The sequence below is a fragment of the Streptomyces sp. NPDC059037 genome, from assembly GCF_042740015.1.
Classification (GTDB): domain Bacteria; phylum Actinomycetota; class Actinomycetes; order Streptomycetales; family Streptomycetaceae; genus Streptomyces.
The window spans coordinates 54312-78443 of the sequence record NZ_JBHYIG010000005.1; the positions used below are offsets into that span (position 1 = coordinate 54312).

Below are 24132 nucleotides of genomic sequence, written 5' to 3' on the forward strand. Positions count from 1 at the left end.
TCAACGCTCCTCGCGCCGGGACTCCCTAACCCGCCGAAGCCGGTTGACGGTCACCGGGTCGTGCGCGAGGGCGCGGGGATCGTCGAGCAGGGCATTGAGGACCTGGTAGTAGCGGACCGGCACCATGCCGAGCCGCTCGCGGATCGCGCGCTCCTTGGCGCCGGGCCCGGACACCCAGTCCTGCCGCTCCAGGGCGAGGATCGCGCGGTCGCGCTCGGTCAGGCCGGTGCCGTCCGGGGTGCCGTCGTCGGTCGTGTCTGGCCCGCCTGTTGTGCCCGTCATGCCGTCACGCTATTCCGAGTTCGCCTCGGCCGCCGCCTTGGTCTGGATCTGGGTGAGGATCGAGGCCGGGTCGGCGTTCGGGGAGACGGCCTTGCCGATGTACTTCTTGACCTCGACGGAGACCCGCGCCCAGGACGTCTTGCCGACCGGGTACAGCTGCGAGGTGGGCAGCTCCCCCAGGAACTCGGCGAGCGCCTTGTCGTCATCGTTGCCGGTCATCTGCTGCGCGGCGGAGGTAGTGACGGGCAGCAGGTTGTACTCGCGGGAGAAGTCCAGGACGTTCTTCGTGCTGTAGGCGAAGTCGAGGAACTTGCCGATCTCCTCGCGGTGGCCGTTCTGCTTGAAGGCCATCATCCAGTCGGCGACGCCCATGGTGGCCTTGGCGTTGCCGTTCACGCCGGGCATCGGCACCATGCCGTACTTCAGGCCCTTCTTCTCGGCCATCCGCATCAGCGTGGGATGGCCGTTGAGCATGCCGACGTCGCCGCGGGTGAACGCGGCGAAGGCCTCGGCGCGGTCGAGCTCGGCGGGCGCCGTCGGTCCCGTCAGGCCCTTGTCGACGAGCTCGTCCTTCAGCCAGGTGAACGTCTTCACGTTCTGCGTGGAGTCGATGGCGTACGTGCCGACGTTGTCGGTGTAGCCGCCGCCACCGCTGAGCAGCCACTGCATCGTCTCGGCCTGCGCCTCTTCCGGGCCGAGCGGCAGGGCGTAGGGGATCTTCACGCCGCGCGCCTTGAGCGCCTTGGCGTCGGCCGCGAGCTCGGTCCAGCTCTGCGGCGGGGTGAGGCCGGCGTCCTTGAAGATCTTCTCGTTGTAGAAGAGCAGGCGCGTGGAGGAGGCGAACGGCATGCCGTACTGGACGCGGTTGACCTCGCCCGCCTCCGAGAGGGGCGCCATGAAGTCGGCCTGGGTGGAGATGGAGAGCAGGTCCTCGGCGCGGTACAGCTTGTCCTGCGCGGCGTAGTCGGCGTAGGCGCCGATCTGGGCCATGTCGGGGGCGTTGCCCGCCTTGACCATGTCCTTGACCTTGCGGTCGACGTCCGTCCAGGAGTAGACGCTGACGTCGACCTTGATGCCCGGGTTCTCGTCCTCGAACTTCTCGGCGAGCTTGTCCCAGTACTTCTGGGAGCTGTTGGCCTTGGAGTCGCCATAATCGGCGGCCACCAGCTTGAGGGTGACGTCGCCTGAGTCGCCCGGACCTCCGCAGCCGGCGAGAGCCGCCGCCATGCCCAGTGCGGCTACCGCCGCGGTCAGTCCTGTCGCGCGCCGCTGCACAGCTGTTCCCACCCTCGATGATCTACGTGAACTGCGATTTCCCCCCGCGCAGGAGCACGAGGTCTACACCACTCCAGTATCGCTTGTTCAACGGCGCACTACGGACACCCGTCCGATTGCCGCACGGATCGCCCGCCGATTACCCCACGCAAGTACCCGAAGTGGACTAGACCTCTCGCGGGTCACGCGCGAGACTGTCCCCCGTGAAACACGTCATCGCCCTCGATGTGGGCGGCACCGGAATGAAGGCCGCCCTGGTCGGGGCGGACGGCACGCTCCTGCACGAGGCCCGCAGGCCCACCGGCCGCGAGCGCGGGCCCGACGCCGTGGTCGAGTCCATCGTCGGCTTCGCCGCCGACCTGCGCGCGCACGGGATCAAGGAGCTCGGGGAACCCGCCGCCGCGGCCGGCGTCGCCGTACCGGGAATCGTCGACACCGAGCGCGGCATCGCCGTGTACGCGTCGAACCTCGGCTGGCACGACGTCCCACTGCGGGACCTGCTGAGCCGGAGGCTGGAAGGCGTACCCGTGGCCCTGGGCCACGACGTCCGCACCGGCGGCCTCGCCGAGGGGCGGATCGGCGCGGGCAAGGGCGCCGACCGGTTCCTGTTCGTGCCGCTCGGCACGGGCATCGCCGGGGCCATCGGGATCGGCGGCGGCATCGAGCCCGGCGCGCACGGCTCGGCCGGCGAGATCGGGCACATCGTCGTACGCCCCGGAGGACCGCCCTGCGGCTGCGGCCAGCGCGGCTGCCTGGAGCGGCTCGCCTCCGCGTCCGCGGTGAGCCAGGCGTGGGCGGCGGCAAGCGGCGACCCCGACGCGGACGCCGCGGACTGCGCGAAGGCCGTGGAGTCCGGCGACCCGCTCGCCCTGGAGGTCTGGCAGAACGCCGTCGACGCGCTCGCCGACGGTCTGATCACCGCCCTCACCCTCCTGGACCCGCACACCCTGATCATCGGTGGCGGTCTCGCCGAGGCCGGGGAAACCTTGTTCACACCCCTGCGGGCCGCGGTCGCGGCGCGCGTCGTCCAGTTCCAGACGCTGCCCCAGATCGTGCCCGCGGCCCTCGGCGACACCGCCGGGTGCCTGGGCGCGGGCCTGCTGGCCTGGGACCTCGTCAGCCAGAAGTCCGAGCAGAAATCCGAGCAGAAGCCCGGCCCGACGCCGGACCCGAAGTCCGACCCCACGGAGGTAACCGCCTGATGGCCACTAGCAAGGTGCTCGCCGGTGCTCAGGTGGTGCTGCCCACCGGGACCCTCACGGACGGCCGAGTGATCGTCGACGGTTCGCGGATCGCCGGGAGCGCTCCGCGCGACGCGGAGACGGTCGACCTCAGCGGCCACTGGGTGGTGCCCGGCTTCGTCGACATCCACAACCACGGCGGCGGCGGTGCCTCCTTCACCTCCGGCACCGTCGACGACGTACTGAAGGGAGTCCAGACCCACCGCCTGCACGGCACCACGACCGTCGTCGCATCGACCGTCACCGGGGAGATGGACTTCCTGGTCCAGCGGGCCGGGCTGCTCTCCGAACTCGCCGAGCAGGGCGACATCGCCGGCATCCACTTCGAGGGCCCCTTCATCTCCCCGTGCCGCAAGGGCGCGCACAGCGAGGCCCTCCTGCGCGACCCGGACCCGGCCGATGTGCGCAAGCTGGTCGACGCGGCACACGGCCACGCGAAGATGGTCACGCTCGCCGCCGAACTGCCCGGCGGCATCGACTCCGTACGCCTGCTCGCCGAGCACGGCGTGATCGCGGCCATCGGCCACACGGACGCGACGTACGAGCAGACCGTGCAGGCCATCGACGCGGGCGCCACCGTCGCCACGCACCTCTACAACGCGATGCCGGCCCTCGGCCACCGCGCGCCGGGCCCGATCGCCGCCCTCCTTGAGGACGAGCGGATCACCGTCGAACTGATCAACGACGGCACGCACCTGCACCCCGCCGCCTTCGAGCTGGCCTTCCACCGCGCGGGCGCGGCCCGCGTCGCCCTCATCACCGACGCGATGGACGCGGCGGGCTTCGGCGACGGCCGCTACATGCTCGGCCCGCTGGAGGTCGAGGTGAGGGACAGCGTGGCGCGCCTCGTCGAAGGCGGTTCGATCGCGGGATCGACCCTCACCCTGGACCGCGCGTTCAAACGCTCGGTGACGGTCGACGGCCTTTCCGTCGAGGACACCGTCCGCGCCATCTCCGCCAATCCGGCCAAGCTCCTTGGGATGTACGACAGGATCGGCTCGCTTGAGCCCGGCAAGGACGCGGACCTGGTGGTCCTCGACGCGGGCTTCGAGCTCAAGGGCGTGATGCGCAAGGGCGAATGGGTGGTTGAGCCCTTTTAGCCCCAACTCAGGTGATTTCACCTGCTGTTGAGCGCCAGGCGGTTGGTTCCGACCTCTGGGCCAACCGCCTTCTGTTTGGCATGATCAGACGCCGAAAGCGACCGAACGTGACCGTTCCCGGGGGTGGTACGAGTGATCCTGACCGTCACGCTGAACGCCGCCCTGGACATCACCTACCAGGTCCCCGCCCTCACCCCGCATGCCTCGCACCGCGTCACCGAGGTCACCGAACGCCCGGGCGGCAAAGGCCTGAACGTCGCCCGCGTGCTCGCCGCGCTCGGCCACGACGTGACGGTGACCGGCCTCGCGGGCGGCGACACCGGCCGCACCCTGCGCAGCCGTCTCGCGCACGAGCCACGCGTCACGGACGCACTGCTGCCCGTCGCCGGCGCCACCCGCCGCACCATCGCCGTCGTCGACGCGACGACCGGCGACACCACACAACTGAACGAACCGGGCCCGCAGGTCTCGCCCGCCGAATGGGCGGAATTCCAGTCCGCCTACGAGGAGTTGCTGCGCGACGCGTCCGCCGTCGCGCTGTGCGGCAGCCTGCCGCCGGGCGTGCCGGTCGGCGCGTACGCCGTGCTGGTCCGCGCGGCCCGCGCCGCCAAGATCCCGGTCCTCCTGGACACCAGCGGGGAGCCGCTGCGCCGCGGCGTCGCCGCCCGCCCCGACATCGTCAAGCCGAACGCCGACGAACTCGCCGAGCTGACCGGCTCCCACGAGCCCGCCCAGGCGACCCGTGACGCCCGGCGCCGGGGCGCGCACACGGTGGTGGCATCCCTGGGCGCCAAGGGCCTCCTGGCGGTCACCCCCGACGGCACCTGGCAGGCGACCCCGCCGACCCGCGTCCACGGCAACCCGACGGGCGCGGGCGACTCGGCGGTGGCGGGCCTGCTCTCGGCCCTGGTGGAGGGCCTGGCCTGGCCGGAGCGCCTGACCCGCGCGACAGCCCTCTCGGCGGCGACGGTGGCCTCGCCCGTGGCGGGCGAGTTCGACGCGACTGTGTACGAGGAGCTGCTGGGGAGGGTGAAACCTACCCCTGGCTCCCCTTGAGCCACATCTGGTCGAGGTTCGCCCCGCAGATGCTGCTCTGATCGCACCCGAGCGCGATCGTGTTCGTCCCCTTGTTCAGCTGGATCACGGCGTACGTGTTCGTCCAGCCCTTCTCCCAGTCGCCTTCCTCGGCGCCGGCGAAGTTCTTCATGTTCAGCGGACGGGTTTCCTTCTTGCCGTTCACGTAGATGTTCGCGTTGGCATCCTTGCCCGGCACGCCGTACGTCACCTGCAGCTTGTACGTCCCGCCCTTGGGGATGCCGTTCACCGTCCACGTGACCTGGGCGCCGACCTTGTCGAGGCCCGCCACGTAGACACCGCCCGCGGCCTGCGCGCCGGGGACGTCCGACGCCGTCGTCGTGCCGCCCTCCAGCTTCAGGGCCTTCGCGTCCGTCTTGGGGAGGTCGACCGGGTCCTTCTTCGCGGGCTTCGACGGCTTTTCGCTGGGCTCGACCGTCGACGCCCCGCCGGGCTTGCCGCCCGCGTCCGGGTCGTTCTTCTCGTCACCGCCACCGGACAGCATCGCCGCGCCGATACCGATGGCGACGACCGCCACCACCGCGATCGCGCCGATCAGGAGGCCCTTGGTGTTGGGGCCGCGGCTCCGGCCGCCGCCCGTGCCCGCGGGCGCCGGTGAGTACTGGGGCGCGCCGCCCGGCTGCGTCTCCGGAGCCGCGTAGTGGGCGTTCGGCCGGCCGTAGGGCTGCTGCTGCGGGACCTGCTGGCCGTACGTCTGCTGCGCCTGCGCCTGCTGCGGGTGACCGTACGAAGGGCGGCGGTCGCCGACCGCGCGGACCTGGTTGTACGAGGACCGGGGGCCCGGGTAGCCGTAGCCGCCGCCTCCGCTGGGCGGGGTCGCGCCGGCCGCCTGGCCGTCCTCGTACAGATAGCCGAACGGGTCGTCGTCGCCCTGCGGCGCGCTCGGCGTCTGCTCGCCGTTATTGCCGGGCGTCGTCATTCCCAGGTCACTCCCTCATACATATCGCTGACCGGGGGAGCCTACCCGCTCCGAGTGATGCCACGGGGTGGCGTTGACCTCATCCGGACCGTCAGCCGGCCCGCCGGTGCTGCTTGGCACGTGAGCGTTTCTCCACGTACATCCGCTGGTCAGCGGAGTGCAACACTTCGTCGGCCGACATCCCGCAGTGCGCCCAGCCGATGCCGAAACTGGCCCCGACCCGGACCGCCCGCCCGTCGACGCGAATCGGCGGGATGATCGCGTTCCGCAGCCGCACCGCGAGGTCCTGCGCGTCGGCCCTGCCGAGCCCGTCGGCGAGGACGACGAACTCGTCGCCGCCGAGCCTGGCGACGGTGTCCCCGTCGCGTACGCCGTTGGTGAGCCGCCTCGCCACCTCGATGAGGACGGCGTCGCCGGTGTGGTGGCCGAAGCGGTCGTTGATGGACTTGAAGCCGTCGAGGTCGCAGAAGAGAACGGCCAGACCCTTGGTGCCGTCGTCCGTGTCGCCGTTCCCCTCCGGGGGTGCGACGGTGTGCACGTGGTGGTCGAAGCCCTCGCCGCCCTGCTGCAGGCTGTTCGGCGCCTGCGCGGCGTGCAGGCCGTAGTCGAAGCCGTGCTGCCCGTCCGCGTCGTAGGCGCCGTCGTACGCGGCGTCCAGCGAGTCCACCGCGCTGGGCTGGCCCGCGTGCGGGCGGCGGCACAGGCGCGCGCTGAGCCGGGAGCGCAGCTCGGCGGAGTTGGGCAGGCCGGTGAGCGAGTCGTGCGAGGCGCGGTGGGCGAGCTGGAGCTCGCGGCGCTTGCGCTCCTCGATGTCCTCGACGTGGGTCAGGAGGAACCGGGGGCCGTCGGCGGCGTCCGCGACGACGGAGTTGCGCAGCGACACCCAGACGTACGTCCCGTCGCGGCGGGCCAGGCGCAGCTCGGCGCGGCCGCCCTCGGCGGAGGTCCGCAGGAGGGTGCCGATGTCCTCGGGGTGGACGAGGTCGGAGAAGGAGTAGCGGCGCATGGCCGACGCGGGGCGGCCCAGGAGGCGGCAGAGCGCGTCGTTCGTCCGCAGGATGCGGCCGTGCTGGTCGCCGCCCATCTCGGCGATGGCCATGCCGGAGGGCGCGTACTCGAAGGCCTGCCGGAAACTCTCCTCGCTGGCCCGCAGCGCCTGCTGCTCGCGCTCCAGCCTGACCAGGGCGCGCTGCATGTTGGCGCGAAGCCGTGCGTTGCTGATCGCGATGGCGGCCTGGAAGGCGTACATCTGCAGGGCCTCGCGGCCCCAGGCGCCGGGCCTGCGGCCGTTGCGCGGGCGGTCCACCGAGATCACGCCGAGCAGTTCACCGCCGGCGGCACCGGTCGCGTACATGGGGGCGAAGAGCCGGTCGGAGGGGTGCCACTCGTCCTCGAAGCGGGGCTCGGGGCCCTCGGTGTACCACTGGGGGACGTCGTCCTCGTCGAGGATCCAGCCTTCGGTGTACGAGATGAAGCGGAGGGCGCCCCAGGGCTCGCCCATGGAGAGGCGGCGCTCCCAGGCGTCACGGGAGCCGACCCGGCCGGTGATGAGCGCCTCGGCGGCGGTGTTGCCCGCGAAGGCGGCGACGACGAGGTCGCCGTCCGGGCGCACGAGATTGACGCACGCCAGCTCATAGCCAAGGCCGTTGACCACGCCGTCGGCGACGGTCTGCAGCGTGTCCGCCAGGCTTCGGGCCGTGTTCAGGTCCGCCACCACTTGATGCAGCTGCCGCAGGGTCGCAAGACGGACGTACGGCTCCGACTCGGTCTCCATTGCTCGCTCTCCCCGAGACCTCGACAGCAACTCCAGGATTCGCAGCGCCCTTAGTTCCCTCAGTGTCTGAGTCACCTCAGTGTCTGATTGCCACCGTCACTGAATCACAGCGAGCAGCTCACTCGGTACACAGGGTCAACAATTTATGGGTCCTGTGACTCAAGTCACAGATGGGAAGCCTTCGTTGGTCCAGTCCACTGGCCTAGTCCACCCTCCCGGCAGCGGCCCATAGGCCATCGGTCCTAGGCCCGGTCTCGGCCCCGGGCCCGATGTGGCGGCGGCGAGTGCCGGGCTAGCGTCGGTGCCGTGGTTCCCGTACCGAAGACACTCCAGACGCCGCAGGCGCCGCCCCAGGGCGCTCCCGCGGCCTCCCCCGCCCCGGCATCCCCCAGCATCCCGGCCCCCGGCAGGCATCCTGTGGGGGTGAGCAACGAAGAGTTCCGCGCCGCCATGTCCCGGCTCGCAGCGGGCGTGGTCCTGGTGACCGCGCGTGAGCTTCCGCTGGACGCGCAGGACCCGATGGCACCGGGCGGCGAGGACGTCGGCATGACCGCGACGGCCTTCCTCTCCGTCTCCCTGGACCCGCCGCTGGTGCTGGTCAGCCTGCGTGAGGGCTCCCGGATAGACGACCTGCTCGCCGAGCAGCCGCTGTGGGGCGTCTCGGTGCTCGCCGAGAGCCAGCGGCACATCGCGGGGCGGTTCGCCATGAAGGGCCGGATCAGCGACCGGCTGCTCTTCGAGGACATCCCTTACGTACGGGGCGAGGCGTCCGGGGCCCCGCTGGTGGGCGGCGCGCTCGCGACGCTGGAGTGCCGCACCGAGCAGACGGTGACGGCGGGTGATCACACCCTGGTCATCGGGCGCGTGCTCACGGCGGAGCTGCCCAGCGCGGACGGGGGGCCGCTGATGTATTTCAAGGGGAAGTACCGGCATCTGGGCTGAGCGAGGTTTGCCATAGCGGGGTTTGCTGAAGCGGAGATCGCTGAAGCGGAGATTGCTGAAGCGGGTTTGCGGGTTCAGCCCCAGCCCTGGCCCGAGCGGCCGCGCTTGGTCTCGCTGCGCTGCTTCTTGTTCCGCAGCCGCCGCTCATTGATGCCACGGGGGATCTTCGTGGCCCTGCGGGGCCGCGGCGGCGGGGCGGTGGCTTCCGCGAGGAGCGAGGCGAGACGGATCGCGGCCATCTCGCGGTTGCGCCACTGGGAGCGGTGCTCCGACGCCCGCACGCTGACGACGCCGCCGACGAGACGGCTCGCGAGGCGCTCCAGGGCGCGCTCCTTCCACACCTCGGGCAGCGCGTCCGTGTTCGCCAGGTCGAACCTCAGCTCCACCTGCGAATCACTGGTGTTGACGTGCTGCCCGCCCGGCCCCGAGGACCGCGAGAAACGCCACATGAGCTCGGCCTCGGGCAAGGAGACGGAGCCGCGGATGACATAGGGACCGGACATGTGCTCCATGGTCCCGCGTCTGTCCGGTCCACGTCACCCGTATTTACGGTCGTCATGCCGACGCGCCGGGGACGTGTGGTGCCAGAGGTGAGTAAAGAAAGTAAAAGGAACTGGAACCTCTGGGACCCCGGTCGACGTTCATAGAGGTGACGGTAGCTTCGTCCCCAGTACGAAGCCCGTTCGTACGCAACGAGGGAAGGGACTCCCAACAATGGCAGTAAGCCTGTCCAAGGGTGGCAACGTCTCGCTCACCAAGGAGGCTCCGGGCCTGACCGCCGTCACCGTGGGCCTCGGCTGGGACGTCCGCACCACCACTGGCACCGACTTCGACCTGGACGCCTCCGCGATCGCGGTGAACCCCCAGGGCAAGGTCTTCTCGGACGGCCACTTCGTCTTCTTCAACAACAAGGCGACGCCGGACCAGACCATCGTGCACACCGGTGACAACGTCACGGGTGCGGGCGAGGGCGACGACGAGCAGATCAACGTCAACCTGGCGGGCCTCCCGGCCGACATCGACAAGATCGTCTTCCCGGTCTCGATCTACGACGCCGAGAACCGCTCGCAGAACTTCGGCCAGGTGCGGAACGCCTTCATCCGCATCCTCAACCAGGCCGGCGGCACCGAGATCGCTCGTTACGACCTCTCCGAGGACGCCGCCACCGAGACCGCCATGGTCTTCGGCGAGCTGTACCGCAGCGGTGCGGAGTGGAAGTTCCGCGCGGTGGGCCAGGGCTACGCGTCCGGTCTGGTCGGTATCGCGCAGGACTTCGGCGTCAACGTCTGAGGTTCACCAGGCAGTTGACGAGGGCCCCTGGCGGGATCACCGCCGGGGGCCTTCGTCGTCGGTGCGTCGCAGGGTGATCGGGTGAGTGGGTGGGAAAGGATCCGCGGCGAAGCGGCGGGACGGACGACCCGCGAACCGGAGCGTGAAGGAGTGTGAGGCCCATGGCAACGGTGGTGCTGGTCGGCACGCTGGACACCAAAGGCGCCGAGTACGCATGGCTGCGCGAGCGCCTGCGGGAGTACGGCAGCGACGTCCTGCTCGTCGACACGGGCATACTGCCGCCCCCCGCGCAGGCGCCCACCCCCGACGTACCGGCCGACGCCGTGGCCCGCGCCGCCGGACACGACCTGGCGAAGCTGCGGCGCTCGGGCGACCGGGGCGCGGCGGTCGCAGCGATGGCGGACGGTGTGACCGAGGTGATCCTCGACCTGCACCGCGCCGGCAGGCTGCACGCGGTGCTCGCGGCGGCGGGCAGCGGCGGCTCGGCGATCGCCGCGCAGGCGATGCGGGCGCTGCCGATCGGGGTGCCGAAGGTTCTCGTCAGCACGATGGCGGGCGGGGATGTCGCCCCGTACGTCGGCAGCAGCGACATCACCCTCATGTACAGCGTCGTCGACATCTCCGGCATCAACTCGGTCTCCCGGCAGGTCCTCGGCAACGCGGCGGCCGCGGCCTCCGGCATGGCGCGCCGCTTCGAGCGCAACCACGACGAACTCGCGGGCCAGGGCCGCAAGGTGGTAGCGGCGACGATGTTCGGCGTGACGACGCCCGCGATCGACGCGGCCCGCGCCCGTCTGGAGGAGCTGGGCTACGAGGTTCTGGTCTTCCACGCCACCGGCGCCGGCGGCCGCGCGGTGGAGAAACTGGCGGCCGACGGTCTCCTGGACGGCGTACTCGACCTGACCACCACCGAACTGGCCGACGATCTGGTCGGCGGTGTCCTCTCCGCGGGCCCCGAGCGCCTCACCGCCGCGGGCCGCGCGGGCATCCCCCAGGTGGTCGCCCCCGGCGCCCTGGACATGGTCAACTTCGGCCCGGAGCCGACCGTCCCCGCACGCTTCGCGGACCGCAATCTGCTCGTCCACAACCCCACGGTCACCCTGATGCGGACGACCGCCCAGGAGATGGCGGCCCTGGGCGCATCGCTCGGCCACAAGCTCGCCGCGGCACGCGGCCCCGCCGAACTGTTCTGGCCGTTGCGCGGCGTCTCGGCCGTGGACATCGACGGCGGCCCGTTCGAGGACGCGGCGGCGGACGCGGCGGGCCTGGCCGCCCTGCGCACGACGGTGCGGGGCAGCGGGGTGCGGCTCCACGAAATGGACGTACACATCAACGACGCGGCGTTCGCGGTGGCGATGGCGAACCGCCTGGACGAGCTGATCAGCTCGCGCGAGCTGAAGACGGCGCCGTGACGCACCCGCACACAGGCATCGACGTACGCACTCACAGGCATCAAGGAGCGCTGACCTCATGACATCGATCACCCGCAAGGAAGCCCTCTCCCGCCTCAACTCCCAAGTGGCGGCGGGGAATCCCGTCATCGGGGCGGGCGCGGGCACCGGCCTCTCCGCCAAGTGCGCGGAGGAGGGCGGCGTGGACCTCCTGATCATCTACAACTCGGGCCGCTACCGGATGGCGGGCCGCGGCTCGCTCGCCGGGCTGCTGCCGTACGGCGACGCGAACGCGATCGTGGTCGACATGGCGCGGGAGGTCCTTCCGGTGGTGAAAGACACCCCGGTGCTCGCCGGGGTGTGCGGCACGGACCCGTTCCGGGACATGGGCCGCTTCCTGGACGAGCTGAAGGCGATGGGCTTCGCGGGCGTCCAGAACTTCCCGACGGTCGGTCTCTACGACGGCACGTTCCGCGCCAACCTCGAGGAGACGGGCATGGGTTACGCCCTGGAGGTCGACATGGTCCGCGAGGCCCGCGCCCGTGACCTCCTGACGGCCCCCTACGTCTTCGACCCGGCCCAGGCGGCGGAGATGGCCCGCGCGGGCGCGGACGTCCTCGTCCCGCACGTGGGCCTGACCACGAAGGGCTCGATCGGCGCGGGCACGGCCCTGACCCTGGACCAGGCGGCGGCAGCGGTCCAGGAGATGCACGACGCGGCGAAGGAGGTGAACCCCGACATCCTGGTGCTCTGCCACGGAGGGCCGATCGCGGAGCCGCAGGACGCGGCGTACGTCCTGGCCCACACGACGGGAATCGTCGGCTTCTTCGGCGCGTCCTCCATCGAACGCCTCCCCACGGAGCGGGCAATCGTGGAGCAGACCCGGGCGTTCAAGTCCCTGACGTCCAGGCCGTAAAGCCCGGAATGGGACGGCCTCCGTGTGTGGAAAGCCGTCCCATCCAGAAGAGACCTGCGGCTACTCGCTACTCGCTACTCGTTTACTCCACCGGAATCTTGGTGATCCGGTACGTCACTTCATACTTCCACTTGCCCATCCACGTGCCGCCCTCGAACGGCCACGGCTTGTCGCCCGCGTGGATTTCCGAAATGGGGCGGGAGACCGTGAGCTGACCGAGTTCGTCGTCCGGGTCGATCTTCTTGAGGACCTCGCTCATCGCCGTGTACGAGACGTCGATGAGCTGCTGGCCGAACTGGCCGGGGATGGGTACGACCTTGTTGACGGAGTCCAGCATCTCCTTGAGGGCCTGGCCGTACTTGCCCCAGTCCGAGCTGAAGTCCTCGTCGTAGCCGGCGATTCCGAGGGTGAGGGTGTCGTCCATGCCGACCTCGCCCTCGAAGATCACGGACTCGGTCGGGTTGAACATCTTCGTCTGCTGGTCGTTGATGTCGAGCGGCTTGGTGAGGACGACGTTGCGGATGTCACCACAGGCGGCGGCACCCACGACGTAGAACTCGTCGCCGCCGAGGTTGTCCTCGGTGTCGAAACAGTGGACCTTGACGAGCTCGACGCGGATACGTGCCCTGCTGCTTGCCACGTAATTCTCCCTTCCGGGGAATTGGTTGAGCGCCGCACTTTTTGGTTGAGAACCGAATACTTTCCCGCCTCACAGATTCTCTGTGGGCACGGCGACGCTCGTACAGATTGAAGAATTCGCGCGCCTCGCGGCACCCGTTCTTCCGGCCAAATCGACAGCTGTCCTGAATTTGTTCAGACGCACGATGCCGGAATCAATTCCTGGTGCGCGAGGGAAAGAAAGCGAAATGGGCGGCAGCGGGAACAGGCCCCTCCGTCCACTAATCTGCGCCGCATGATCCTCGAACCGCTCACCCCGTCGGACAGCGGCGCCCTGCCCGGCGAACTGCTCACCGAGCTCACCGCCGTGTACGCCTCCAACCGCGCCTTCCACGCGCTCTCCGGCGACTTCCCCGACCCCGACGACATCCGTCCCGAGCAGGTCGCCGCCGCCCTGGCGGACGAGCTGGCCGTGCCGGGGGCCGAGGTGCTGCTGGCCCGTTCCGAGGGGCGGGTCGTCGGGGTGGGGATCACGCTGGACCGGCATCCCGATCCCGCCGACCCCGATCCGTGGATCGGGCTGCTGATGGTGGACGTGCGGCAGCAACGCAAGGGGTACGGGCGGGAGTTCGCGGGCATGATCGAGGAGCGGTTCCGGGAGGAGGGGCGCGCGGGGGTGCGGCTCGCCGTCCTTGAGGGCGATGACGCGGGGTTCGCCTTCTGGGGCTCGCTCGGGTACGAGGTCGTGGACCACCGGAAGGATCGCGGCGCGGAGCGCCCGTGCGCCGTGCTCCGCAAGCCGCTGAGGTAGCCAACAACCGTACGCATAGCGGACATTGGGCCGCACCATTCGGACAAGAACAAGTAAAGAGTTGTTCGTGAACCGTCAATCAACGGGTCACCGGTGTCACTCTCTCTCCGCCGCTCCCCACCCGGCCAAGCCCTTTCAAGGAGAGCCAGTGAGACAGCAGTCCCCCACCCCTCGCAAGGCCGCTGTTCGCGCCGCCGCCCTCGCCGCATCCGCCGCCATGGTCGTCATCGGCGTCCAGAGCACCACCGCCGCCACCGCGGCCGGTGACCAGGACTCCGCCGGCGCGGGCACCCTGCGCCTGAGCGCCGCGCAGCGCGCCGATGCCATCAAGTCGGCCCAGGCGGACGCATCTTCGGCCGCCGAGGCGATCGGACTCGGCGGCAAGGAGAAGCTCGTCGTCCGCGATGTCGTCAAGGACACCGACGGCACCGTCCACACCCGCTACGAGCGCACCTACGAGGGCCTGCCCGTGCTCGGCGGCGACCTCGTCGCGCACACCGCCAAGAGCGGCAAGCTGAAAAGCGTCGACAAGGCCCGCGGCGGACGGATATCCGTGGCGTCGACGGACGCCGATGTGTCGAGCGCCGACGCCAAGAAGTCCGCCGTCGCCGCGGCCGACTCCAAGAAGGCAGGCGCCAAGAACGTACGCAAGGTCATCTGGGCCGGGGACAAGGGCAGTTCGCCCGTCCTCGCGTACGAGACCGTCGTGACGGGCGTACAGCACGACGGCACCCCCAGCGAGCTGCACGTCGTCACCGACGCCCGCACCGGCAAGCAGCTCTTCAGCCACGAGGCCATCGAGAACGGCACCGGGACGGGGCAGTACAGCGGCTCCGTCGCCGTCGGCTCGACCGCCTCCGCGTCCGGCGGCTACGACCTCACCGACGGCGCCCGCGGCGGCCACAAGACGTACGACCTCAACGGGGGCACGTCGGGCACCGGCACCCTCTTCCACGACGCCGACGACAAGTGGGGCGACGGGACGCCGCAGAACCGGCAGACCGCCGCCGTCGACGCCGCGTACGGAGCCGCGCAGACCTGGGACTTCTACAAGTCCGAGTTCAACAGGAACGGCATCGCCGGCGACGGCAAGGCCGCCTACTCCCGCGTCCACTACGGCAACGCGTACGTCAACGCCTTCTGGTCCGACGCCTGCTTCTGCATGACGTACGGCGACGGAGCGGGCAACCTCAAGCCGCTGACCTCGCTCGACGTGGCCGGCCACGAGATGAGCCACGGCCTCACCGCCGCCACCGCGAAGCTCAACTACAGCCGGGAGTCCGGCGGTCTGAACGAGGCGACGAGCGACATCCTCGGCACGTCCGTCGAGTTCCACGCCAACAACCCGAGCGACGTCGGCGACTACCTCATCGGCGAGAAGATCGACATCCGCGGCAACGGCACCCCGCTGCGCTACATGGACAAGCCCAGCAAGGACGGCAACTCCGCCGACTTCTGGTCCAAGAACGTCGGCCGCCTCGACGTGCACTACTCGTCCGGCGTCGCCAACCACTTCTTCTACCTGCTGAGCGAGGGCAGCGGCGCGAAGACCATCAACGGCGTCTCCTACGACTCCGCCACGGCGGACGGCAGTTCGCTCACCGGCATCGGACGGACCAAGGCCTACCAGATCTGGTACAAGGCGCTGTCCGTCTACATGACGTCGACGACCAACTACGCGGGCGCCCGCACCGCCACGCTCAAGGCGGCCGCCGACCTGTACGGCGCGGGCAGCGCCGAGGAGAAGGCGGTCGCGGCCGCCTGGACCGGGGTGAACGTCAAGTAGCTCTGGCCCCCTGGAACAAGGCCGGATCACCTCTCAGGCCTCAGGGGTGGTCCGGCTTTCCGTCTTCGTGGAGCCACGGACCCCAGATCGCGCGCACCTTCTCGCGCGCCGCGTCGCCGCCCGCGTGCTCCTCGACGTACCGCGTGAAGTCCTTCGTGTCCGCGTTGCCGTGGCGACGCGACTTCGTCCAGCCCTGCACGATGTCGTAGAAGGTGTCGTCGCCCACCGCCTGCCGGATCTTGTGGACGACCATGCCGCCCCGCTCGTACACGGGACTGTCCGAGATGCGCGCCGCGGACGGCGGCTTCGCCGGCGGGAAGGCCCAGATCGCCTTGTTGTCCTCGTCGGACTCGTAGTAGTCGCCCGCGTAGATCTGGTCGAAGATCTCCTGCGCGCTGTCGCCGCCGTGGTCCTCCTGCCACAGCCACTCCGCATACGTCGCGAAGCCTTCGTTGAGCCACATGTCCTGCCAGGACTTGGGCGTCACGGAGTCGCCGAACCACTGGTGGGCCAGCTCGTGGACGAGCAGTTCGGTGTCGGGGGCGCCGGGGAAGGTGGGGCGGGTCTGGGTCTCCAGGGCGTAGCCCACGTCGTCCTCCTTGTCGACGATCGCGCCCGTCGACGAGAAGGGGTAGGGGCCGAAGTTCAGCTCCTGCCACTCCATGATCTCGGGGATCTTGGCGAGCGTCTTCGCGCTCGCCTTGACCTGGGAGGGGTCCACGGCGGTGAGCACGGGGATGCCCGACTTGGTGGTCGAGCGCTTCACCTCGTACGTCCCGATGGCGACGGTCGCCAGATAGCTCGCCATCGGTTCCGCGCTGTGCCAGGCGAAGGTGGTGCGGCCGTTCTTGGTCGACTCGCGGGTCAACTCGCCGTTGGAGATGGCCTTCAGGCCCTTGGGGACGGTGATCCTTATGTCGTACGCGGCCTTGTCCGACGGGTGGTTGTTCGCGGGGAACCAGGCCATCGAGCCCGTCGGCTCGCCGAGCGCGATGGCGCCGTCCGCCGTCCTGAGCCAGCCCTCCTCGGACTCGTCCGGGTCGGTGATGGTCTCCGGGGTGCCGGAGTAGCGGACGGTGGTGCGGAACGTCTCGCCCTTGTCGAGGTCATCGGGCGGACGGACCGTCAGCTCCTGCCCGTCGCGGTGGAAGTTGGCCTTCTTCCCCTCGACGACCACCGTCTGTACGTCCAGACCCTTGAGGTCGAGGTTGAAGGCGCTGAGGTCCTGCGTGGCACGTGCCGTGATCTCGGCCTCGCCGGTGAGATGGCGCGATTCGGGGTCGTAGCCGATGGTCAGGCCGTAGTGCGCGACGTCGTAACCGCCGTTGCCCAGCTTCGGGAAGTACGGGTCGCGCACACCGTCGGCCCCGGGCGTGCCGTGCACTCCGGAGCCGCTGCATGCGGTGAGGGCGAGAGCGGTGAAGGCGGCCAGTGCGGCGGTGGTCGTGCCGCGGGGCGCCGTGGATCGTGGGTGCACGGATGCGATCTTATGCGGCATATGTTCGGCGGCCGCAGGGCGGTCCTCACTGGCGGACGCTTCCCGGCAGGGCGGGCCAGTAGTGCTCGGTGAACAGACGGGCGACCAGCTCGCCCCGGCTGGAGACGCGGGCCTTGGTGAACACGGTCTTGAGGTGGTCGCGGACCGTGTGCGGGGAGATGAACAGCGTGCCGGCGATCTCGGCGGTGGTCATCCCGCGCGCGACGAGCTGGGTGATCTGCAGCTCCCGCGAGGTCAGGCCGTACGCGTCGGCGATCAGGACCGCCAGGTCCGCGGGTGTCGCGGGCTCGATGACGAGGGCCACCGGGGCGGTCCTGCCGCCGGGTCCGGTGAGGCGGGAGGCGTGGCAGACCAGCCAGCGGCCTTCGGTGGTGCGGATGCGGACGCGGGCGTTGCCGTGGTCGCGGCCGTCGGCGACGGCCCGCGCCTGGAGGGCCGTGCCGATCACCCAGATCGGCAGCTTCAGGCCCAGCGGTGAGGGGAAGGACGGGCCCTTCGGCAGCAGCGCGAGGTGCTGCCGGGCCTCGTCGTTGACCGACATGGCTTCGCCGGACTCGTCGAAGAGGATCAGCCCGGGAGCGGGCGACTCGGTGCGGGGCGCCGATTCGGGCGGCCTCGCGAACTCACGCAGCCGCGCGGCCAGGGGGCGGGACAGGTCGGCGAGCAGGGCGATCTCGTCCGGGCGGAAGGCGTCGGGGGTGCGGGATGCGTCGAAGGTGCGGGACACGTCGGGGGTGCGGGACGCGTCGAAGGTGGGCGACGCGTCGAAGGTGCGGGACGCGTCGAAGGTGGGCGACGCGTCGAAGGTGCGGGACACGTCGAAGGTGGGCGACGCGTCGAAGGTGCGGGACACGTCGAAGGTGGGCGACGCGTCGAAGGTGCGGGACACGTCGAAGGTGCGGGACACGTCGGAGGTGGGCGACGCGTCCGCGGTGGGCGACGCGTCCGCGGTGCGGAACAGGCTCACCAGCCCCCAGGGCCGGTCGCCGATCCGCAGGACGCCGCGCAGCTCGTCGTGCACGCCGCTGCCGAGGAGCAGGCGCCGGAAGCGGGCGCTGCGGGCGGGCAGGCCGCCGGTGGCCGCGCGCAGCCCGGCGGCCGGTACGGGCGCGCGGGCCAGCTCGCGGAACGGCAGGACGTTCTCCTCAAGAAGCTCGCTCTCCCAGTACGCGTGACAGCCCTCGCCGTTGCCGAGGTTCTCCACCAGCATCGGCGCCGTGATCAGGCCGGTCTCCGGGTCGGCAGCCGTCCACACGGCGGCCTGGAACGGCACGAGGCGCCGCAGCGCGGCCGAGGCCAGGCTGAACAACTCGCGTGCGTCGGCTGCCCGTTCGGCGGCCGATTGCACCGGGCCGCGTGCGTCGGTCATGCGCATCCCCTCCGCCGCCCAGCCTGCCCGGTCCGCCGCACGGCACCAACCCCTCATCTGAGGGGGTCGTGCCGAGCCGATCGCCCGTACGCGGGGGATGGGGCTCCGCGGCGGAGTCGGCGAGGGTCGATGGCACACGACCGGACGGCACGAGCCGCACGGCACCGGAGAGGGAAATCATGGACATAGCGATCGTCGGAGGGGGCGCGGCCGCGGTCGGCCTGCTCGACGCACTGGCCACCACGGAAGGCGAGGCCTCCGCCGGGGACGGGACCGGCACGATCACGGTCTTCGAGCCGTCGCCGCGGCTGTGGCGGGGGCGGCCGTACGGCCCGGACCTGGACTCGGTCCTCGTGAACGCGCCGCCCGCCATCATGTCGATCCGCAACGGCGACCTCGGCCACTACGCGGCCTGGCTGGGAGAGCGCGGCGCCGACCACGTCGACGGACTCCTTGGCCGGCCGCTCGTCCCGCGCGCGCTCTACGGCGAGTATCTGGCGCACACCGCCGAGAAGGCCATGGCGGCCCTGGGCGAACGGGGTTGGCACGTACGCGTCGTGGCCGCCCGCGTGACGGAGGTGGTCCGCTCCGGGGCCCGTCTGGCACTGCGCACGGACGACGTGCGGGAGCAGTACGAGGCCACTCACACAGTGCTGTGCGTCGGCGCAGGAACACCCCCGGATCTGTACGGGCTCACCGGCAACCCGGGCTTCACTGCCGATCCCTATCCGCTGGCCGACACCCTCGACCGCGTACCGGCCGGAGGCGATGTGGCGGTCATCGGCAGCGGCCTGACCGCCGTGGACGTCGTCGTGTCGCTCGCCGCGCGCGGCCACACGGGGCGGATCACGCTGCTCTCGCGCAGCGCAGTGCTGCCGTACGTATGGCAGCGCCCCGACGACCGGCGCCCGCGGCACCTGACCGCCGAACGGGTCGCGGAACTGCACCGGGCACGGGGAGAGGTCACGCTCGACGACCTCGTCGGGCTGCTGCGCGCCGAACTCGCGGACGCGGGCGAGGACTTCGACGAGCTCGCGGCCGAGCTCGTCGGCACTACGTCCGACGACCCGGTCCAGCGGCTCCGGCGGCAGCTCGCCGCCGTCGGTGATCCCCGGATCGGCCGGCGCGTGCTGCAGGAGGCGGCGCACACCGTCGGCCCGTACGCGTGGCGGCTGCTGCCCGAGTCCGACCGTGCGTGGCTGCGGCGCCACCTGCGCACGGCCGCCGGACTGGCCTCGCCCATGGTTCCGGTGAACGCGACCGTCCTGCTGCGGCTCCTGGATTCCGGACAGCTGACGGTCACGCGCGGCATCCACGCGATCGAGCCGGTGGAGGGGCGGTTCCGGGTGCGTACGCGGGACAACTGCGAACGCACCGCGGAGTCCGCCGTCGACGCCGCCGAGTACGTCGTCAACGCCGTCAACCCGCCGCCGCAGGCGGTCCCGGCCGCGGCCCGCCCCCTGGTCGAGTCCCTGGTGGCCGCCGGCCTGGCCACGCTCCACCCGTCCGGCGGTCTTTCCCCCGCCGACCCGCGCGTGCACGTGGTCGGCGACCTGGCAGGCGGCGGCTCGTTCATCACGGCCGGCATCCCCGGCGTCGCCGCCCAGGCGTCCCGCACCGTCCGGGCGCTCCGGACGCCCTAGAGGCCGACGTCAGCCGTTCAGCGCCGCGACACCGGCCTGGGCGAACTTCTCGTCCAGGTCGCCGGAGGGAGCGCCCGCGACGCCGATGCCCGCGATCGGGGCACCCTTGGCGGTGACCGGGGCGCCGCCCGCCAGGAACAGCGTGCCGGGGATGTCCTTCAGGTTCGGGGCCTGCTCCAGGCGCTTGGTCAGCTCGGAGGTCGGCGCGTTCCAGGAGACGGCTGTGTACGCCTTCTTCTCGGCGGACTCGTAGGACTGCGGGCCCGCGCCGTCGCCGCGCAGGGTCACGATGGTGTTGCCGTTGCGGTCCACGACGGCCACCGTGACCCGCTGGTTCTCCTTCTTCGCGGCGTCCAGGCTCGCCTGCGCGGCCTTGGTCGCCGCGGCCACGGTGAGGTGCGTGGACTGCTGGAGGTTGCCGTTGCTCGCGTCGGCGACGACGGGGGCCTTGGACGCGGCGTCCGGGGTCCCGGCGGTCGCGGAAACGGCGCCGAAGGTGCCGGCCCCGAGGGCGGCGATCGCGAGGGCGCCGGTGACGATGCGGGTGCGCTTCGAGCGCTTGTGGCTGGGGTTCTTGGTCATGCGTCGATCTTCCGGCCGCGCCCCGGCCGACCTCGTCGGCGTACCGGCTGACCCCTGGGTCAACCGATCGGCTGACCCGTGCCGCCCCACCCCGGGCCACAATAAATGGGTGAACCAAAACGGCGAGCCCGATCCCGCCGCTCCCACCGCTCCCGCCGGTCCTGCCGATCCCGCCGGTCCCGCCGGTCCTGCCGGTCCTGCCGGTCCTGCTGTGGGCAGGCGTTCCGCAGGGCGGAACGGGTGGGCACAGCCCCCACTACGGGGCGCCGATAAACAAGGCGCCCCCGGCGACGGGTACGCGCACCTTGACACGGGGTACGCCCACCCCGGCACGGGGTACCCCGACCCCGACGCACGCTGGCTCGCAGCCGTCATGCACACGGCCTTCTTCCTGCTGCTCGCCGCCTCCCTGGCCCGCTTCCTGCTCCGTCACCCCGGCGAGCCCCGCACCCCATGGATCATCGCGCTCTCCGTCTCCCTCGCGCTGCTCTACGTACTCGGCCCCTCGCTCGGCACCCGCCCCACCCCGCACCGCCTCGCCTGGCTGACCCTCGTCGTGGCGGCCTGGGGCGTGCTCGTCATCCTCGCGCCGAGCTTCGCGTGGTGCGCGGTGCCGCTGTTCTACACCGGCCTTCGTACGCTGCCGCCGCGCGCCGCCCTGCTCCTGGTGGCCGTACTGACCGCCTTCGTGGTCACCGCGCAGCTCGAACTCGCGGGCCACTTCGACCCGAACCTGCTGTTCGCGCCGCCCGCATGGGCCGCGGTGGCCAGCGCCGTCTTCCTGTACATGCAGCGCCAGGCGGCCCGCCAGCGCGAGCTCATCGACGACCTCATCCGCACCCGCCGCGAACTGGCCGCCACCGAGCGCCGCGAGGGCACCCTCGCCGAACGCCAGCGGCTCTCCATGGAGATCCACGACACCCTCGCGCAGGGCCTGTCCAGCCAGCAGATGCTGCTCCAGGCCGCCGACCGGGTCTGGGACGCGGACCCGGCGAAGGCCCGCACCCACGTCCGTACCGCCGAGTCGATCACCGAACGCGGCCTCGCCGAGGCCCGCCGCTTCGTGCACGACCTGGCGCCCGCCGACCTCGCGGACGGCGGCGGTGTGACCCAGGCACTGCGGGCGCTGGCGGAACGGGAGTCGGACGCGGGCCTGACGGTGCGCTTCCACGCGGAGGGCACCCCGGTGCCGCTGCCGGACCGGGTCGGCTCGGCGCTGCTCCGCATCGCGCAGGGCGCGCTGGCCAACGTACGCGAGCACGCCGAGGCGACCACGGCGGCGCTGACCCTGACGCTCCTCGACGACCAGGTGGTCCTGGACGTCGCGGACGACGGCAGGGGCTTCACACCGTCCGTCGAACAGGACAGACGCACCGGCGTACGGGGCCACGGCCTTCCCGCGATCCGCGCGCGGGCCGGCCAGCTCGGCGGCACACTGACGATCGAGTCGGCACCGGGCGAGGGCACGGTCCTTTCCGTGTCGATCCCGCTCGAACCGCCCTTGGAGACCTCGTGACCGGAAACCTCGTGACCGCAGACCTCATCACGTGGGAGACCCCATGACGTTGGAGACCCCATGACGACCGCACCTCCCGTCCGCCTCCTGGTCTGCGACGACCACGTCGTCGTACGCGCGGGTCTGCTCGCCCTGCTCGGCAGCGCGCCGGACATCGAGGTGGTCGGCGAGGCGGGCACGGGCGAGGAGGCGGTGGCCCTGGCCGCGAAGCTGACGCCGGACGTGGTCCTGATGGACCTGCAGCTGGGCGAGGGCATCGACGGCGTGGAGGCGACGCGCCGCATCGCTTCGTCGTCCGGCACCCCGCCCCACGTCCTGGTCCTGACGACGTACGACACGGACGCGGACATCACGCGGGCGATCGAGGCGGGCGCGACGGGCTATCTCCTCAAGGCGGAGCGCCCCGAGGAGCTCTTCTCCGCGATCCATGCCGCGTCGCAGGGCCGCACCGCGCTCTCGCCCCCGGTCGCCTCCCGGGTCATGGCCCGGATGCGCGCCCCGCAGCCCTCCCTCACCGACCGCGAACGCGACATCCTCGGCCAGCTGTCCCAGGGCCTGGGCAACCGGGAGATCGCCCGCGCCCTGTTCATCAGCGAGGCCACCGTGAAGACGCATCTGGGCCGGATCTACGACAAGCTCGGCGTCGATACGCGGGCGGGCGCGGTGGCGGTGGCCAAGGAGCAGCGGCTGCTGCCCTGACCCGAGCGCCGCCCTGCCCTGCCCTGAGCTCCGCCTTGCCCTGCCCTCAGCTCCGCCTTGCCCTGCCCTCAGCTCCGCCTTGCCCTGCCCTCAGCTCCGCCTTGCCCTGCCCTGACCACGGCAGAGCTGACCGCCGCGGACCGAGCCGCCGCCCGGCCGTGACACCATCGACCCCGTGCTCGACATCGGCTACGCGCTCTCCCGCCGCTTCCCGGACCCCCCGCAGCTGGACTACAGCCGCGCGGACGTCCGCACCCTGCGCCATGACCTGTTCTGCGGGGACGTGTACCTGGCGGACACCAAGGCCGACCGGGAGCTGTCCACAGCCTGGGGATGGGTGCCCGTGCTCGACTTCGCGTGGGCGCTGTGCGACATCGTCGAGACGCTGGACCAGGATCCGCGGGGCAGCCGCGCCTCCCGCCCTCAGTACGCGGAACTGGACTTCACGGAGTCCAGTGACCGCATGCTCTTCACCCGCCGCTTCGGCTGGGTGGACATCGAGGCGGACTGGATGGACGCGGACGAGCCCCCGCTGAACTTCTCCCACACGGAGCTGCGCCGCGAGGCCCGTGACTTCCTCCAGGACCTCCTGGCGGACCTCTCCGACCTCCACGACTCCCTGGCCGACAACCCGGTGATCTGGACCCTCCAGTCCCGCTACCCCCGCGTGCCTCCGGCGTAGCTACTCCACCCGCACCCCCACCTGCGCCGCGAACGCCGGGGCCAGGTCAAGCAGTTGGGCCGTGCTGATCACCGCCCCCGCCAGGCAGTCGATCCCCCGCAGGATGTCCAGCTCCGCCGCCGAGCGCAGGTCGACGTCCTTCATGCGTACGCCGCTGAAGTCCGCCCCCTTCAGGGCGCAGTCCACGAACTCGACGCGCTCAAGAGCCGCCTGCCCGAAGTCCGGCTCCACCAGCACGCACCCCTCGAACACGACGTCCTTCAACCGCGCCTTCCGCAGGTTCAAATAGTCGATCTTGCCGCCCCGCACGACGACCCGCTCCAGCACACTCCCGTGCAGCTGAACCCCGCCGAGACGCGCGTCCACCACCTCGACGTCCCGCAGCGACGCCTCGGCCAGCTCCGTACCGACCCCCTGCAACTCCGTCAGCACGGAGTCCACGAAGCGGGCCCTGCTCAGCCGCGTCTCGGTCACCGAGCACCCCGTCACCGCGCAGTCGAGGAACAGCGCTCCGCCGCCGTCCTGCCCGTCGAAGTCGAGGTCCCGGAACTCCACCCCGTCGTAATCCCCGTCGGGCGACAACTCGCCCTCCTCGAACGCCCGGAGCGCGGGCAACCGCACCTCGGGCCGCCGAGCCTTCTTCACCACTGCCGCACCCTGTCGTCCCATCCCCCCATCGTGCACTCCACCACTGACAAGGCAC

General features: G+C 71.0%; 23 protein-coding genes. 13 read left to right on the top strand and 10 right to left on the bottom strand.

What is annotated here, in order from left to right:
• Positions 1–282, bottom strand: coding sequence for a DUF3263 domain-containing protein (locus ACFWY6_RS02290; RefSeq protein WP_384685388.1), 282 nt, complete (start codon positions 280–282; stop codon positions 1–3).
• Between the two features lie 9 nt (positions 283–291).
• A complete protein-coding gene (locus tag ACFWY6_RS02295) occupies positions 292–1509 on the bottom strand; it encodes an extracellular solute-binding protein (RefSeq protein ID WP_384685472.1) in 1218 nt (405 codons plus the stop codon).
• Between the two features lie 251 nt (positions 1510–1760).
• Here ACFWY6_RS02295 and ACFWY6_RS02300 point away from each other — a divergent pair, with 251 nt between their 5' ends.
• The 3 genes from ACFWY6_RS02300 (at position 1761) to ACFWY6_RS02310 (ending at position 4954) form a co-directional block, all read left to right on the top strand.
• Positions 1761–2759 (top strand): ROK family protein, encoded by a 999-nt coding sequence (locus tag ACFWY6_RS02300; protein WP_384685391.1) that lies wholly within the window; start codon positions 1761–1763, stop codon positions 2757–2759.
• On the top strand, positions 2759–3898 hold the full coding sequence (gene nagA / locus ACFWY6_RS02305; RefSeq protein WP_384685394.1) for an N-acetylglucosamine-6-phosphate deacetylase: 1140 nt from the start codon (positions 2759–2761) through the stop codon (positions 3896–3898). The genes ACFWY6_RS02300 and nagA overlap by 1 nt, the downstream gene beginning before the upstream one ends.
• Positions 3899–4030: 132 nt before the next feature.
• Complete coding sequence (locus tag ACFWY6_RS02310; protein WP_384685397.1) at positions 4031–4954, top strand: 1-phosphofructokinase family hexose kinase; 924 nt, start codon at positions 4031–4033, stop codon at positions 4952–4954.
• Here ACFWY6_RS02310 and ACFWY6_RS02315 read toward each other — a convergent pair.
• Together ACFWY6_RS02315 and cdgB are read right to left on the bottom strand one after the other, a co-directional pair.
• Positions 4935–5912 carry a carbohydrate-binding protein gene (locus tag ACFWY6_RS02315; RefSeq protein WP_384685400.1) on the bottom strand — a complete coding sequence of 326 codons (978 nt, stop codon included), beginning with the start codon at positions 5910–5912 and terminating at the stop codon, positions 4935–4937. The genes ACFWY6_RS02310 and ACFWY6_RS02315 overlap by 20 nt on opposite strands.
• Positions 5913–6003: 91 nt before the next feature.
• Positions 6004–7686 (bottom strand): diguanylate cyclase CdgB, encoded by a 1683-nt coding sequence (gene cdgB / locus ACFWY6_RS02320; protein ID WP_384685403.1) that lies wholly within the window; start codon positions 7684–7686, stop codon positions 6004–6006.
• Positions 7687–8136: 450 nt separating this feature from the next.
• On the opposite strand from cdgB, the gene ACFWY6_RS02325 reads away from it, so the two are divergent.
• On the top strand, positions 8137–8628 hold the full coding sequence (locus tag ACFWY6_RS02325) for a flavin reductase family protein (RefSeq protein WP_384685475.1): 492 nt from the start codon (positions 8137–8139) through the stop codon (positions 8626–8628).
• 74 nt (positions 8629–8702) lie between these two features.
• Here ACFWY6_RS02325 and arfB read toward each other — a convergent pair whose 3' ends face one another.
• Positions 8703–9140 carry an alternative ribosome rescue aminoacyl-tRNA hydrolase ArfB gene (gene arfB, locus ACFWY6_RS02330; RefSeq protein ID WP_266865095.1) on the bottom strand — a complete coding sequence of 146 codons (438 nt, stop codon included), beginning with the start codon at positions 9138–9140 and terminating at the stop codon, positions 8703–8705.
• A gap of 202 nt (positions 9141–9342) precedes the next feature.
• Here arfB and ACFWY6_RS02335 point away from each other — a divergent pair, with 202 nt between their 5' ends.
• From ACFWY6_RS02335 to ACFWY6_RS02345, 3 genes are all read left to right on the top strand, one after another.
• The gene (locus tag ACFWY6_RS02335) at positions 9343–9918 is read left to right on the top strand and encodes a TerD family protein (protein WP_266865093.1); all 576 of its coding nucleotides are present in this window, start codon (positions 9343–9345) and stop codon (positions 9916–9918) included.
• Positions 9919–10079: 161 nt separating this feature from the next.
• Positions 10080–11330: a Tm-1-like ATP-binding domain-containing protein gene (locus ACFWY6_RS02340; RefSeq protein WP_384685407.1), complete on the top strand. Its 1251-nt coding sequence runs from the start codon at positions 10080–10082 to the stop codon at positions 11328–11330.
• 58 nt (positions 11331–11388) lie between these two features.
• Positions 11389–12225: a phosphoenolpyruvate hydrolase family protein gene (locus tag ACFWY6_RS02345; RefSeq protein WP_384685410.1), complete on the top strand. Its 837-nt coding sequence runs from the start codon at positions 11389–11391 to the stop codon at positions 12223–12225.
• A gap of 82 nt (positions 12226–12307) precedes the next feature.
• Here ACFWY6_RS02345 and ACFWY6_RS02350 read toward each other — a convergent pair whose 3' ends face one another.
• Positions 12308–12865: a hypothetical protein gene (locus ACFWY6_RS02350; RefSeq protein WP_384685413.1), complete on the bottom strand. Its 558-nt coding sequence runs from the start codon at positions 12863–12865 to the stop codon at positions 12308–12310.
• A gap of 273 nt (positions 12866–13138) precedes the next feature.
• Between ACFWY6_RS02350 and ACFWY6_RS02355 the strand changes: the two genes are divergently transcribed.
• A complete protein-coding gene (locus ACFWY6_RS02355; RefSeq protein ID WP_384685416.1) occupies positions 13139–13654 on the top strand; it encodes a GNAT family N-acetyltransferase in 516 nt (171 codons plus the stop codon).
• A 148-nt stretch (positions 13655–13802) separates the two neighbouring features.
• On the top strand, positions 13803–15440 hold the full coding sequence (locus tag ACFWY6_RS02360) for a M4 family metallopeptidase (RefSeq protein WP_384685419.1): 1638 nt from the start codon (positions 13803–13805) through the stop codon (positions 15438–15440).
• Positions 15441–15480: 40 nt separating this feature from the next.
• Here the strand turns inward: ACFWY6_RS02360 and ACFWY6_RS02365 are convergent, their stop codons facing one another.
• Both ACFWY6_RS02365 and ACFWY6_RS02370 read right to left on the bottom strand, forming a co-directional pair.
• Positions 15481–16938 carry a M1 family metallopeptidase gene (locus ACFWY6_RS02365; protein WP_384685422.1) on the bottom strand — a complete coding sequence of 486 codons (1458 nt, stop codon included), beginning with the start codon at positions 16936–16938 and terminating at the stop codon, positions 15481–15483.
• Positions 16939–16963: 25 nt separating this feature from the next.
• Positions 16964–18307, bottom strand: coding sequence for a LuxR C-terminal-related transcriptional regulator (locus tag ACFWY6_RS02370; protein ID WP_384685424.1), 1344 nt, complete (start codon positions 18305–18307; stop codon positions 16964–16966).
• A gap of 179 nt (positions 18308–18486) precedes the next feature.
• Between ACFWY6_RS02370 and ACFWY6_RS02375 the strand changes: the two genes are divergently transcribed.
• Positions 18487–19950, top strand: coding sequence for an FAD/NAD(P)-binding protein (locus tag ACFWY6_RS02375; protein ID WP_384685427.1), 1464 nt, complete (start codon positions 18487–18489; stop codon positions 19948–19950).
• Between the two features lie 9 nt (positions 19951–19959).
• Here ACFWY6_RS02375 and ACFWY6_RS02380 read toward each other — a convergent pair whose 3' ends face one another.
• Positions 19960–20532, bottom strand: a complete 573-nt coding sequence (locus ACFWY6_RS02380) for a heme-binding protein (protein ID WP_384685430.1) — start codon at positions 20530–20532, stop codon at positions 19960–19962.
• Between the two features lie 373 nt (positions 20533–20905).
• Here ACFWY6_RS02380 and ACFWY6_RS02385 point away from each other — a divergent pair, with 373 nt between their 5' ends.
• The 3 genes from ACFWY6_RS02385 (at position 20906) to ACFWY6_RS02395 (ending at position 23429) form a co-directional block, all read left to right on the top strand.
• Positions 20906–22048, top strand: a complete 1143-nt coding sequence (locus tag ACFWY6_RS02385) for a sensor histidine kinase (RefSeq protein ID WP_384685433.1) — start codon at positions 20906–20908, stop codon at positions 22046–22048.
• A 60-nt stretch (positions 22049–22108) separates the two neighbouring features.
• On the top strand, positions 22109–22747 hold the full coding sequence (locus ACFWY6_RS02390; protein ID WP_266865075.1) for a response regulator transcription factor: 639 nt from the start codon (positions 22109–22111) through the stop codon (positions 22745–22747).
• A 175-nt stretch (positions 22748–22922) separates the two neighbouring features.
• Positions 22923–23429 carry a hypothetical protein gene (locus ACFWY6_RS02395; protein ID WP_384685436.1) on the top strand — a complete coding sequence of 169 codons (507 nt, stop codon included), beginning with the start codon at positions 22923–22925 and terminating at the stop codon, positions 23427–23429.
• Here the strand turns inward: ACFWY6_RS02395 and ACFWY6_RS02400 are convergent, their stop codons facing one another.
• The gene (locus ACFWY6_RS02400) at positions 23430–24098 is read right to left on the bottom strand and encodes a pentapeptide repeat-containing protein (RefSeq protein ID WP_384685439.1); all 669 of its coding nucleotides are present in this window, start codon (positions 24096–24098) and stop codon (positions 23430–23432) included.
• Positions 24099–24132: the final 34 nt, after the last annotated feature.

Excerpts from the sequence above, each read along its gene's own strand:
- ACFWY6_RS02290 (WP_384685388.1), bottom strand. The coding sequence starts at position 282 with ATGACGGGCACAACAGGCGGGCCAGACACGACCGACGACGGCACCCCG.
- ACFWY6_RS02295 (WP_384685472.1), bottom strand. The coding sequence starts at position 1,509 with ATGGCGGCGGCTCTCGCCGGCTGCGGAGGTCCGGGCGACTCAGGCGAC.
- nagA (WP_384685394.1), top strand. The coding sequence starts at position 2,759 with ATGGCCACTAGCAAGGTGCTCGCCGGTGCTCAGGTGGTGCTGCCCACC.
- ACFWY6_RS02315 (WP_384685400.1), bottom strand. The coding sequence starts at position 5,912 with ATGACGACGCCCGGCAATAACGGCGAGCAGACGCCGAGCGCGCCGCAG.
- cdgB (WP_384685403.1), bottom strand. The coding sequence starts at position 7,686 with ATGGAGACCGAGTCGGAGCCGTACGTCCGTCTTGCGACCCTGCGGCAG.
- ACFWY6_RS02325 (WP_384685475.1), top strand. The coding sequence starts at position 8,137 with ATGTCCCGGCTCGCAGCGGGCGTGGTCCTGGTGACCGCGCGTGAGCTT.
- arfB (WP_266865095.1), bottom strand. The coding sequence starts at position 9,140 with ATGGAGCACATGTCCGGTCCCTATGTCATCCGCGGCTCCGTCTCCTTG.
- ACFWY6_RS02335 (WP_266865093.1), top strand. The coding sequence starts at position 9,343 with ATGGCAGTAAGCCTGTCCAAGGGTGGCAACGTCTCGCTCACCAAGGAG.
- ACFWY6_RS02340 (WP_384685407.1), top strand. The coding sequence starts at position 10,080 with ATGGCAACGGTGGTGCTGGTCGGCACGCTGGACACCAAAGGCGCCGAG.
- ACFWY6_RS02345 (WP_384685410.1), top strand. The coding sequence starts at position 11,389 with ATGACATCGATCACCCGCAAGGAAGCCCTCTCCCGCCTCAACTCCCAA.
- ACFWY6_RS02355 (WP_384685416.1), top strand. The coding sequence starts at position 13,139 with ATGATCCTCGAACCGCTCACCCCGTCGGACAGCGGCGCCCTGCCCGGC.
- ACFWY6_RS02365 (WP_384685422.1), bottom strand. The coding sequence starts at position 16,938 with ATGCCGCATAAGATCGCATCCGTGCACCCACGATCCACGGCGCCCCGC.
- ACFWY6_RS02370 (WP_384685424.1), bottom strand. The coding sequence starts at position 18,307 with ATGACCGACGCACGCGGCCCGGTGCAATCGGCCGCCGAACGGGCAGCC.
- ACFWY6_RS02375 (WP_384685427.1), top strand. The coding sequence starts at position 18,487 with ATGGACATAGCGATCGTCGGAGGGGGCGCGGCCGCGGTCGGCCTGCTC.
- ACFWY6_RS02380 (WP_384685430.1), bottom strand. The coding sequence starts at position 20,532 with ATGACCAAGAACCCCAGCCACAAGCGCTCGAAGCGCACCCGCATCGTC.
- ACFWY6_RS02385 (WP_384685433.1), top strand. The coding sequence starts at position 20,906 with ATGCACACGGCCTTCTTCCTGCTGCTCGCCGCCTCCCTGGCCCGCTTC.
- ACFWY6_RS02390 (WP_266865075.1), top strand. The coding sequence starts at position 22,109 with ATGACGACCGCACCTCCCGTCCGCCTCCTGGTCTGCGACGACCACGTC.
- ACFWY6_RS02400 (WP_384685439.1), bottom strand. The coding sequence starts at position 24,098 with ATGGGACGACAGGGTGCGGCAGTGGTGAAGAAGGCTCGGCGGCCCGAG.